Source organism: Paenibacillus jiangxiensis (assembly GCF_046098255.1).
Classification (GTDB): Bacteria; Bacillota; Bacilli; order Paenibacillales; family Paenibacillaceae; genus Paenibacillus; species Paenibacillus jiagnxiensis.
In genome coordinates this window covers 18,386-30,215 of sequence record NZ_JBJURI010000009.1, presented here as the reverse complement: position 1 = coordinate 30,215, position 11,830 = coordinate 18,386, and the positions used below count along the sequence as shown (strand labels likewise).

The 11,830-nt window shown below is 46.6% G+C and carries 12 protein-coding genes; 5 read left to right on the top strand and 7 right to left on the bottom strand.

The annotated features are described in order from the left end of the window. Nucleotides 1-109: 109 nt before the first annotated feature. From araA to ACI1P2_RS10795, 3 genes are read right to left on the bottom strand one after another with little or no spacing between them, the layout of a single operon-like run. Nucleotides 110-1,534, bottom strand: a complete 1,425-nt coding sequence (gene araA, locus ACI1P2_RS10805; protein WP_355319573.1) for an L-arabinose isomerase — start codon at nt 1,532-1,534, stop codon at nt 110-112. A gap of 36 nt (nt 1,535-1,570) precedes the next feature. Then, entirely contained in the window at nt 1,571-2,266 is a 696-nt protein-coding gene (locus tag ACI1P2_RS10800) for an L-ribulose-5-phosphate 4-epimerase (RefSeq protein WP_355319572.1), read from the bottom strand. A gap of 1 nt (nt 2,267) precedes the next feature. Beyond that, the gene (locus ACI1P2_RS10795) at nt 2,268-3,884 is read right to left on the bottom strand and encodes a xylulokinase (RefSeq protein ID WP_355319570.1); all 1,617 of its coding nucleotides are present in this window, start codon (nt 3,882-3,884) and stop codon (nt 2,268-2,270) included. A gap of 342 nt (nt 3,885-4,226) precedes the next feature. On the opposite strand from ACI1P2_RS10795, the gene ACI1P2_RS10790 reads away from it, so the two are divergent. Beyond that, nucleotides 4,227-5,345 carry a GntR family transcriptional regulator gene (locus ACI1P2_RS10790; protein WP_355319827.1) on the top strand — a complete coding sequence of 373 codons (1,119 nt, stop codon included), beginning with the start codon at nt 4,227-4,229 and terminating at the stop codon, nt 5,343-5,345. A 557-nt stretch (nt 5,346-5,902) separates the two neighbouring features. Here ACI1P2_RS10790 and ACI1P2_RS10785 read toward each other — a convergent pair. From ACI1P2_RS10785 to ACI1P2_RS10775, 3 genes are all read right to left on the bottom strand, one after another. Then, entirely contained in the window at nt 5,903-6,856 is a 954-nt protein-coding gene (locus ACI1P2_RS10785) for an IS1595 family transposase (protein ID WP_355319569.1), read from the bottom strand. 354 nt (nt 6,857-7,210) lie between these two features. Further along, the gene (locus ACI1P2_RS10780) at nt 7,211-7,423 is read right to left on the bottom strand and encodes a hypothetical protein (protein WP_355319567.1); all 213 of its coding nucleotides are present in this window, start codon (nt 7,421-7,423) and stop codon (nt 7,211-7,213) included. 202 nt (nt 7,424-7,625) lie between these two features. Continuing rightward, nucleotides 7,626-7,829, bottom strand: a complete 204-nt coding sequence (locus ACI1P2_RS10775; RefSeq protein ID WP_355319566.1) for a hypothetical protein — start codon at nt 7,827-7,829, stop codon at nt 7,626-7,628. Between the two features lie 206 nt (nt 7,830-8,035). On the opposite strand from ACI1P2_RS10775, the gene udk reads away from it, so the two are divergent. From udk to ACI1P2_RS10760, 3 genes are all read left to right on the top strand, one after another. Beyond that, nucleotides 8,036-8,674, top strand: coding sequence for a uridine kinase (gene udk / locus ACI1P2_RS10770; protein WP_355319564.1), 639 nt, complete (start codon nt 8,036-8,038; stop codon nt 8,672-8,674). A gap of 123 nt (nt 8,675-8,797) precedes the next feature. Next, a complete protein-coding gene (locus ACI1P2_RS10765) occupies nt 8,798-9,088 on the top strand; it encodes a ferritin family protein (protein ID WP_355319562.1) in 291 nt (96 codons plus the stop codon). A gap of 17 nt (nt 9,089-9,105) precedes the next feature. Further along, nucleotides 9,106-9,480 carry a spore coat protein gene (locus ACI1P2_RS10760; RefSeq protein WP_408976196.1) on the top strand — a complete coding sequence of 125 codons (375 nt, stop codon included), beginning with the start codon at nt 9,106-9,108 and terminating at the stop codon, nt 9,478-9,480. 200 nt (nt 9,481-9,680) lie between these two features. On the opposite strand, the gene ACI1P2_RS10755 is transcribed toward ACI1P2_RS10760, so the two are convergent. Next, a complete protein-coding gene (locus ACI1P2_RS10755) occupies nt 9,681-10,940 on the bottom strand; it encodes a glycosyltransferase (protein WP_355319823.1) in 1,260 nt (419 codons plus the stop codon). A 412-nt stretch (nt 10,941-11,352) separates the two neighbouring features. Between ACI1P2_RS10755 and ACI1P2_RS10750 the strand changes: the two genes are divergently transcribed. After that, the gene (locus tag ACI1P2_RS10750; RefSeq protein WP_355319560.1) at nt 11,353-11,790 is read left to right on the top strand and encodes a hypothetical protein; all 438 of its coding nucleotides are present in this window, start codon (nt 11,353-11,355) and stop codon (nt 11,788-11,790) included. The last annotated feature ends 40 nt before the right edge of the window (nt 11,791-11,830 follow it).

The following is an 11,830-nucleotide window of genomic DNA, read 5'->3' as shown; positions in this document are numbered from 1 at the left end:
GCTGCCATGGCAGCTCCTTCGTCTTTTACATGAAATATTGCAATTTTCGCCCGAAGCGCTCGCTGCTTCAGTTGTACTTTTAGCTTCGAGTCACCGTAGTATATTTTTATTACTTAATGACTACATATTCCAGGTTAACAAGCTTGGCATAGGTCACAATTTGGTCTGTTGTCAAATTCAGTGAAACCACCGTATGGTGACCGCCGCCATTTTCGATCCAAGCTTTTACCCCATCCTGGAAGTTTGGCTTCACTTCCCAAAGCACACGGGCCACCGGAAGTTTGGGCGCCGGAACCGTCGGCTCAAATGCAGTAACTTCGTTAATCAGGAGCTTATAATGAGTGCCAAAGTCAGCCATGGAAACAACAACGCCGTCTCCAGCCTTGCCGTCAAATACCAGGCGCGCCGGATCTTCACGATCGCCAATCCCCAATGGAGACACGATAATTTTTGGTTTATTGCTTGCCAAAGTCGGATCAACTTCAAGCATATGAGATTGCAGGATGGCTTCCTGACCTGCAGCCATTTCATAGGTGTAATCCTCCATAAAGCCAGTGTTCTGGTTATGGCTCATCACTTTAAGCAAGCGATCAAGGGCTGCCGTCTTCCAATCTCCTTCACCGGCAAAGCCATATCCCTGTGCCATCAAACGTTGGACAGCAAGGCCGGGAAGCTGCTTCATGCCATGCAAATCCTCGAAATTCGATGTGAAGGCATTGTAACCGCCAGCATCAAGGAAACGCTTAAGGGCGATTTCATAGCTTGCCTGTACTTTTACACTGGCTTCCCAGTCTTCCTTGCTGTAAGTACCGTAATCAAATTCATACAGCTCCGCATATTCCGCAAACAAAGTATCGATCTCTTCATCTGTAACCGCATTCACATATTGAACAAGGTCTCCGATCCCAAAGTAATCAACGGTCCATCCAAATTGAATTTGGGCTTCCACCTTATCCCCTTCGGTAACACCAACGTTGCGCATGTTGTCACCAAAACGAGCGACCTTGATGTTAAAGCTTTCGTTATATGCAACGGCTACGTCCATCCAATCTGCAATTTGCTGTTGCACTTCAGGGCGTTCCCAGTAGCCTACTACAATTTTATTTTGTTTCTGCAAACGGGCATTGATAAAACCATATTCACGGTCGCCATGAGCGGCCTGATTCAGGTTCATGAAGTCCATATCAATCGTTGCCCAAGGGATGCTTTCATTGTATTGTGTGGCCAGATGAAGCAGAGGTTTTTGCAGCAATTTGGTTCCGCGAATCCACATTTTCGCAGGCGAGAACGTATGCATCCAGGTGATGACCCCGGCAACCTCGTCACGATAGTTGACTTCTTTCATGATGCTTGTAATTTTATCTGCACTCACCGCCAAATCCTGCAATACAAGTGGGTAAGGCAAAACACCGCTGTTATTTAATGCATCCGTCATGGTTTGGGCATGTGCTTTGACCTCCGCCAACGCTTCTTCCCCATAAAGATGCTGTGAACCTACGACAAACCAAAACTGTTTTGTTCCTGCTGCTGACATCGTGATCATCCTCTTTTCTTCATTGGATAGTTTGGATTATTTCTGCCCGTAATAGGCGTCTTTACCATGTTTTCGCAGATAGTGCTTATCCAGAATAGGCTGCGGCAGTTCTTGAGCAAAGTGGTTTAATTCCCGTGCAAATAAGTTCATTTTACAAACCTCTTCCAGCACAACACTGTTTACTACCGCTGATTTGGCGTCTTTTCCCCAGGTAAACGGTGCATGACCATGGAGCAGGACACCGGGAATGGCCATAACATCCAGCCCGCGCTGCTCAAAGGTTTCGATGATGACACGGCCCGTTTCCGCTTCGTAACCACGGTCGACCTCCTCTTGGGTCAGGAAACGGGCGCAGGGTACGGGACCGTAGAAGGTATCTGCATGCGTAGTCCCCATCACGGGAACATCAAGGCCGGCTTGAGCCCAAATGGTCGCCCAGGTCGAATGGGTGTGCACGATGCCGCCGATTTCCGGGAAATGCTTATACAGTACGGCATGAGTCGCAGTATCGGATGAAGGCCTCATTTCGCCTTCAACAACATTTCCGTCCAAATCAACCACGACCATATCGCCGGGTTTCATCTTTTCATAACTGACACCGCTAGGCTTGATCACGAATAGCCCGCTTTCACGATCAACAGCACTTACATTTCCCCAGGTATATTTCACGAGTCCGTGTTTGGGTAATTCCAGATTCGCTTCATATACCTCTTCTTTCAGCTGTTCCAGCACTTCAATCCCTCCAATTCTCCACCAAATGGTCCACAGCGGCTTGCTCAATCGCCAGACCTTTTTTGTATCGTTCGATAAATAGTTCAAATCCCTTAACATCAAATCCATCCGGGTACATTTCTTGCGCCTCAACGTCTTTAAAGACCTTTGTGTCGAGGAAATCTTCCAGACTTTCCTGCTGATCCTTGTTCGACATGTAAGAAGCCAGGATCGCCATTCCCCATGCCCCGCCTTCGCCGGCGGTTGCCATCACGGAAACTGGAACATTCAGTGCAGCAGCCACGATCTTCTGGCCAACCACAGGGGTTTTAAATAAACCGCCATGGGCCAGAATATTATCAATCGCGACGTTTTCTTCTTTTGTCAAAATATCCATACCGATTTTCAATGCGCCAAAAGCAGTAAACAGATGAGTCCGCATGAAATTGGCTAAATTAAAATTACTCTCTGGTGAGCGGACAAACAGCGGCCGCCCTTTATCCAAGCCTGTAATATTTTCACCTGAGAAATAACCATAGCTGAGCAAACCGCCGCCATCCGGGTCTGCTTCCAAAGCTTTATTCAGCATCACACTGAATATTTGATTCGTGTCCGCCTTTTGTCCCATAGCCTCGTAGAATTCACGGAATAACCCGATCCATGCATTGATATCACTTGAGCAGTTATTCGCATGTACCATGCCAACCGGACTGCCGTTTGGCGTAGTGACCAGATCAATTTCCGGATATACTTTGGAAAGCTCTTTCTCCAGTACAATCATGGCAAAAACCGAGGTGCCTACGGAGACATTTCCGGTCCGTTTTCTCACACTGTTCGTAGCAACCATCCCTGTGCCGGCATCACCTTCTGGAGGACAAAGCGGAATGCCTGGCTGTAAATTTTGTGATACATCCAGAAGTTTGGCTCCAGCTTCACTTAATTCACCAGCTTGCTCGCCTGAAATGTAGACCTTGGGAAGAATATCCTTAAGCTTCCACGGATAACCCTTGGCTGCAATGAGTTCATCAAACTGCTTAAGCATCGATTCATTGTAATCCTGTGTGGATTCATCAATGGGCAGCATGCCCGAAGCATCCCCGATACCAATGGCTTTATTCCCGGTCAGCAGCCAGTGGATGAATCCCGCCAAGGTCGTTATAAAATCAATTCGATGCACATGCTTCTCTTCGTTTAAAATGGCTTGATAAAGGTGAGCAATGCTCCATCGTTCAGGGATGTTGAATTGGAATGTATCCGTTAATTCTCGGGCCGCGGCACCGGTGGTTGCATTACGCCAGGTCCGAAACGGAACAAGCAGCTCACCTGTGCTGTCAAAAGCCATATATCCGTGCATCATTGCAGAAAATCCGATAGAACCAATGGTTCGAATCGTGATTCCGTAGTTTCGTTCAACTTCCTGCTTCATTTCACTGTAAGCTTCTTGCAGACCCGTGATGATGTCCACCAGGCTGTACGTCCAAAATCCATCTTCCAAGCGGTTTTCCCACTCATAACTTCCGGATGCGATAGTTTCAAAATGATGATCAATTAACACGGCTTTGATACGTGTGGATCCGAATTCGATGCCAAGTGATGTTTCTCCCTTGGTAATCGCTTGTTTAATGCTCGATTGATTCATGATCACGTTGTCCCCTCTCTGACAGCGTTTTTCAAAAGAAGGCGCTTTCCTTTGTAGACAGCCTTAGTATAGTTTTCTGTGCGTACATTTGTCAATATTAATTATATGTTATACATACAACTATTGAGACGATAATCCCGCTGTTTTCTCCTTAATCATTATATAAAGATACTTATGTGATTATGAAAGCGGATCATAAATATAAACATTTGCAACATTTTTACAATTTGTACGTACTTGATGCAAATTCTTTTCATCCACTTAAAATAATGCTAAGATGTACATACAAATTTTCTGAATGAATCCATTATAATGCGAACAACTTTGAAAGAAGTGAAAGAAGTGAAGCCAAAGTATCAGGTCATCATTGATGATATAAAAAGCAACATCCTTTCAGGGGCATACAGCTTGGGAGAACAAATTCCTACGGAAGCTGCCTTGCAGGATATGTATAAAGTTAGCAGGCAGACGGTCCGCAAGGCCATTTTAGAATTATCTAACGAGGGTTTCTTAAGAAGTGAAAAAGGCTCCGGCACTTATGTCAGCAATCAATATCGATCCAAATCCGCCGGGAGCGCCAATAATAAAACGATCGGTGTAATCACGACCTATATTTCGGATTACATATTCCCCTCCATTATCCGCGGAATTGAGGGCAGATTGAATGAAGATAACTATTCATTGCTGTTAGCCAGTACAAATAATGATGTTGCACAAGAAAAAAAAGCTTTGGAAATGATGCTGTCCTATGGTGTGGACGGTTTGATTATCGAACCTACGAAAAGCAATCTGTACAACCCTAATATCGCTTATTACCTGTCGTTCAAGGAACAGGATGTTCCGTTCATCATGATCAATGCTTATTATGAAGAATTGGAGGTTCCTTTCTTTTGTCTTGATGACGTGCAGTCCAGCTATCTGGCAACTAAAGAATTGATCTCTAAAGGACATACTCAAATTGGAATCATTGCAAAAATGGATGATTTACAAGGAAAGTATCGAATGAAAGGCTATATCAAAGCGCTTGGAGAAGCCAAATTACGATTTCACCCGGAGCAAGTGCTTTCATTCGATACAGAGACGAAGCAGAATCTGTCCGCCAACTTGAAGGAATTCTTAAATGAAAATCGGGAAACGTTGACCGCCATTGTGTGCTACAACGACGAGGTAGGATTGGAAGTCGTACATGTATGCAGACAGCTCGGTATATCTATTCCGGACGAACTATCCATTATTGGCCAGGACAATTCTTACATTGCCAAAAACGCGAATATCAAACTAACAACATTGACCCACCCGCAAGAACAAATGGGACGAGATGCAGCGGATTGGGTGATTAAGAAATTGCAAGGAAAAAAGGACCTGCCAAACAACACCTATTATCAGCCTGTGTTAATCGAGGGCGAAACGGTAAGAAAAATGTCTATCGACGTACATTCAAAGAAGCCAGACCGCGTTTAGCGGAAGTTTTTCTTGTGATTATAGAATTGTTCAGCTCCGCTGAAAACTTATAACTCAACTTTCGCAGAGTCTAAATCCACTTAAACCTTTGTAGCTTCTGGGTTCTGCCGCCCGTCGATCGTGGCAAGGCATGTGAACTCGCTGCCCGGAAGCTTTGCACGATTATCCCATTGGATCAGGTGAAGAAAAACAGAAAACCAGGAACCGAAAATATACTTTAGGCGCGTTAAAGAAAATAACAGATCCAATGAGGCGCAAAAATGCCTGTTGTTATGCTATTCAGGACCATCGAATGGGTCTATTATTCTTTTGATCGTGCCTTATGGAGAAGTAGATCGGTTCGAGATCATGAGGCGATCTTAGGAGAAAGCAGCGCGTTTAGGTGGTGTGAAGCAGACCGAGAGAGAAGGAGGGAGCGGAGAAAAGCCCTGAAAAAATAAAAATCCTGGCCCTCGTTGCCGCTTGAACCTGAATTTTTCCGATGTCCTCGTTCATCCTAATCCACACCGTTCAAGCCACGCACATCATGCTCACCTTTCCTCGTTCAAGCCCTGTGATCAGGACGCAGCCGCAAGAGGCTGAACCGGCTGGCGCGCGATCAGTCGGCGGTAAGGGATCGCCGGAATCGCCACGCCCATGTACAGCAACTTCTGCCACATCGATTCTTCCGCTCCGGGCAGGCGCAGTCGGCGGCGTACGGTGTACTCGTTGAGGTACGCCTGCAGGTGCTTCGGACCCAATGCTACATACGTACTCTTCAGCGATTTCCACGCCTCGCTCACCATACTCCGCAAGGGTCTATACAGCCGATAGACTTGAGGAAACGACTGTACCACCGATGCACTGACATCTACCTGTTCATGGATAAACGCAGCGAGTTCAAGTCGATTCGCTCCGTTCCCATCTCCCCTCATCTGCGGCACCAGGTGGATTTTGACCTGCTCCGGCTCACCCGACTCCGTGACCGTGCACCCGGCTACGACTGCCGAAGCCAGCGGATGAGGAAACTGTGGCCGGGCCGGATTACGCCCATACAGGTCGCTGTTCACCTTCACGTCTCCGCAGAGCAGCTCCCGGGCATCGAACTCCCCGATGGCATGGCGGATTTTTTGCAGCGTCAGCCAGGCGGTCTTGTAGGTGACCTGGATCACCTCACTCAGCCGCATCGCCGAGATGCCATCGGGCAGCAGAAACAACTCCAGCGCCTGGAACCACTTGGTCAGGGGGAGATGGGTTCGTTCAAAAATCGTGCCGACCAAAGCCGACGTTTGATGCGCACACCTGGCGCACTCGAACATGGGAATGCGCCGGGAAGTCAGACGACTGCAGCGGGTGTGAGCGCAACGCGGGCAGACGAAGCCGTTCGGCCACTTCATCGCGATCAATGCCTCCATGCAGTCCTGCTCGTTATGATAACGACTGCTAAAGGATTGAAGTTCCGTTTCCGCTTGGATTTCCATGTCTGCTCGCCTCCGAATCAACAAAATACGAACATAAGTTCTTTTCTCCATTATACCAAACATATGTTCCTGTTTCAAGCCAGACATCCCACTTGAGCCACCTTTTTTTCTTATCTCGTTTCTCCTTCCCCTTTCCTTCCCCTAGTTCCCCAACCCCCACATTCTGAACAAAAGGGATAATCATGCAAAGCTGTATGGAGAGGCAACAGGCAACAGGCAACTGGTAACGGACACCAGACACCAGACACCATACCTTATACACCCATCTCACTCTGGATAATAGACTCTGAGCGGGGCGAATCCCCTTCTCCCAAGATAGCTAAAAAAAGCTGTCTGCTGATTCAGCGTCAACTCCAGCTGTGGATCCCCGTTTTGCCCAGTTACACCATGGCCTGTTTGCCGATTTCATGCTGCGAAAGTTGAGTTAACACTGCCAGTACTCAACGCATAAATATCAGATTCAGTAGCAGGATTATTTTCCAGTTCCAAAGTACTCTTCATAATCTGAGTAGCAGCTTCTTCTATCATTATCTCCGTTAGTCCTCTATCCATTGGATCTAAATCCTCAAGAGCCTCGGTACAATATCCAGGAAAGCCGAACATGCCTATACCATTCACTTTCTCCACCCCTTTCTAACCTTCGGACCGTCCTTTGCGTTTCTCTACCCCATCTCATCTCCTCAACCGTGCGTAGCATTTCTTCTCCACGTTCTTCACTTATCTTCCCTGCGTGTCGCAGCAATACTCGTGCAAGAGGGTCTTCTACGTTATCCACAGAATCATTTAGTTTCCTATTCTGCATAACCACACCTCCCCAGGATTATCCAATTTCCACGCCATTATTTAAAATGTTAGTCTTTAAAGAACCAGGGACATCATCAGAATTCCATTTACTCTTGGTAAAAGCTATAGACATGACGGGTGCATCTACCGTCTTTCTGGAAAGAGTGTCCACCATTTTTTGTATCACTTGTTTATCACTTTCAGTAAGTGTTTTTATTTCGCCAAACTTCCTTTTAATCACGACAGAACACCTCCGTATTAAAGATCGGTTAACTCAATTATAGGAGATTCAAATGGCTGATTCTACGTTAAAAAAGCAAAATCTCCCCGTGAATTTGAAGAGGCTTTTAGGCGAATTATAATCGTTATCTAATGGGTGAAAAAAAGTTCATGCTGTGCTACAATACTCTAATTGTAATGTAACTTAGGGAGGGTTATTGAAACACCATGCTCATTATTGGTATAGCCGGCGGCACCGGCTCCGGCAAAACGACGGTAGCCCGCTCCGTCATTGAACGTCTTGGAACAGGCAAAGTGACCTTCATATCCCAGGATAACTATTATAAAGATCATTCCTATCTCAGTATGGCCGAACGCGAACAAATCAATTATGATCACCCGTTTGCTTTTGACAACGAGCTGCTGATCGAGCATCTCAAGCTGTTGAAGGAAGGACAACCCGCGCAAGCCCCCGTATACGACTTCTCGGTACATGCCCGCTCCACCACCGAGACTCTGGAACTCAAGCCGAACAATATCGCTATTATTGAAGGACTGCATGTGCTGTCCGATGAACATCTGCGCCGTATGCTGGATATCAAGGTGTTTGTGGACACCGACCCGGACGTGCGCATTCTGCGCCGTGTGGTACGGGATATTCAGGAACGCGGACGGACGATTGAGTCTATTCACAACCAGTATCTGACTACCGTGAAGCCGATGCACGAAGCTTTTATCGAGCCCTCCAAAAAATACGCCGATCTGATCATCCCCGAGGGCGGCGAGAACGAAGTAGGCATTCAGCTGCTGTCCGTACTGACTGAAAAATACCTGTCCGGTGACCGGCAATGGTCCGGGAATCAGTGAAATTTGTCATTAAGCTGCCATGGAAAACTCCAGGGCAGCTTTGTTTTTTGGGATGATTGTGCCTGCTTTGAAGCATGCTAAATAGAGGAAGGGCAAATTTTTATGGAAAAGGAGTCCTCAAACATGCAGCAAAACCAGACACAGGGCCAGGGACAGCAGCAGCAGTTGGTCATGACCGTTCCCCCGCAGGTGATCACAACTAAGGACCATTTATATTTGAAGGATCAGCTATCGTGGGAGCTTGTAGCGATGAAAAAATGCAGCCACTTTGCCGCCGAATGCTCCGACCCGGAAATCGCACAGGCCATTGAACAGGCCGGCCAGATGCACCAGCGGCACTACAATCTGCTGCTCAAGCATCTGCAGAATGACAATTCCGCGGAAATGGAATGGGTACAGCAGCTGCAACAATGACAAGGAGGATGAGCGGTATGAACCAAAACCAGAATCAGAACCAAAGCCAAAACGCCAATATGATCAAAAACCCGAAACCGCCATACGAGCCCCAAGTCAAGGGCCCCGCAATGAACGACCGGGATCGCCTCAACGATCTGCTGGCAACGGAAAAATACCTGACAGACAGCTTTAACGTCTCCGCCCGCGAAGCAAGCCACCAGGCTCTGCATCAGGACATCATGACCGTGCTGAACGAGACGCACCAATGCCAATACGACCTGTACCAAATGATGTTCCGTAAAGGGCATTACAAGCTGGAAGCGGAAGAGCAGCAGAAGCTGGATCAAACCTTTCAGCAATTCAGCAACTATTCCTCACAGTTCCCCTATCAGGGGACGAATGTGCAATAAGACAATCGACATTTCGTTGATTAAAAAGCAGGCTGCCGGCAAGATCCCGGCAGCCTGCTAAAGTATTTACCCACTTCCCCATCCTTCTGTATTAAATCCTTAAGCCTTTCTTACTCCGCTTGACGACCGTCGATTTCGGCCCGGAACCACATTCATCACATATTGTTCACTTTTCCGGCCGAATCGATTCTTAAGAAGTGTTATGAACTGCGTTTTAGATAGCTTGAGCTTTTTTTCAGAGATCTCCCTCTGATCACATAAATGATCTTTTTCATGACAACCGGCGACTTTCTCGCTGCCGGCCGCGCTTTTCTCCTTAACACATGCTGACGCTTGCTCCGTCTTAATTTTCTTATGGAGCGGCAGGAGCGGCATTTGCCGCAGGTTATTCTTCTCTTCCGCAGTCCTGGTCTTAACCGTAGCCGTAACTTTCTGCGGCGCTTCGGCTTGACAGGAGTTGCGGGAATTTGCGGCAGGAATCTGACCGGGATTGGAGGAACCGGATTCACCTGAGGCTGAATGACCACCGGCTGGGCTGCTGAAGCCGGCGGCCCAGGATGGATATTCACCGGCCGGGTTTCCGGTGCAGGCGTTTCAGGCCGAGCAATCACCGGAGGCTGTACTGCAGCGCATTCCTTCTGCGGCCCGCACTGAGGGTTAGCTGCAGGCGCTGGTGTACATGTTTCAGCCCAAGGCGTCATGGCAAGAAATGCTTGGTACATCGGTGCCGCAGGTGAATGGTCATCCCACCACTTGCTGTCTTCTCCGGCGAAATGCACAATTTTATTGACCGGATCGAGATCATCGTGAGCGAATGTATTGAAGCGCTGATCCAATTGCATATAGTTGGAGCCAAATATGAAATTCAAAGCATCCTGATCAGGCATGGTCGTCGCAGGATAATGGCGCAAGAAATGAAGCAGTTCATCATACCACGTCTCTTTTTTGCGGATATTGTCCAAATGAAACAGAATGACGCCCGAGTTAAAATATACGTCTCCGTTCAGCCCCATGGTGAGAAAATAATCGCCCAGATTATCCTTCCCCTGGTCCAGGATCGCTCCCAGATAACATTCTCCCAGATCAATATTCCACAATTCGCTGATATCCATATTGACCCACACGTCGCAGTCCACGTAAATGACCCTGTCGGCCTGAAGAATGTTCGGCAGCAATAAACGGTACATACTGGCCTTAGTCCAATGATCAATTTTATGCACTTGAGCTGAAGCTTGAAGCATATCCTCAGGAACCGTAACATGATAGAAAAAGATATAATGATGGAAGCCCTTGGCGAGCTGAGCGAGCTTTAATCTGCCTTCTTCAGTTAAGGTTTCATCATGCAGAATATGCACATTGATCGTTTGCTTAACATTAGAAAAAATGGATGCAAGTACGACAGCCGCATGTTTCGCATATTTCCCGTCCCGGTCATTGAGCGTTAAAACCAGTTCAACCATCAAGCATCACCAACTCCTTAAAGTATCATTGGGTATAGCCATCTGTTTCATTGGACTACTTTAAGTGTATGTTTGCCCTTGAGACCGGATTGGACTACTCCCCAGCAGCCTTCGATTTATTGTGAGACCTTGATATTAAATACTCTGGAGTTCCCATAAAACAAAGAATATTATTTTTAAAAAAAGGGGGGAAGTTCTCATGAAAAATATATCACCGCTATGGATTGTATTTGGCATAATGATTATCTTAATTGTACTTTACTTTATGACCTCATCAAGATCCGGGTAAAATTCTATAATCAAGAAACGACTTGATTGCGTAATTTTATTGCATTTAAATTACGTAATAACGTTCATTTTTATAGTGCGCATGATATAATTTCTCCATGATATCTATGAGGAGTTGATTCCCGTGAACGAGGAAATATTGAAACAAATACTTCAGAAGCTGGAATATCTTGAAACTACGATGGCCACAAAAGATGACTTAGCCATGATGGCTGACAAGATGGCTACGAAAGAGGAATTAGCCGCGATAGCTGCGAACATGGCTACGAAAGAGGAGTTAGCCGCGATAGCTGCGAACATGGCCACAAAAGATGATTTAGATGCCACGAATGAAAAATTAACTCAGCTCACAAGTGATGTGGCCTTGATTGCGAAAAAGCTGGATCTAACCTTCGAACAGGTGGCTAAAAGTGCGGAGGCGATCTATGAGACCGCAGCAACACAAGAAGAACATAAGGACATCCTGGATGAATTATCTATTCGATACATCGAACAAGCAGCTGCTGTACGCCGAGTAAAAAAGAAACAAGCTGATGCCAGTCAAGTACCGACGCCAGCTTGAGTCCGAGAGCTTTTTCAATATCTACTAATTCTTTTTCAAT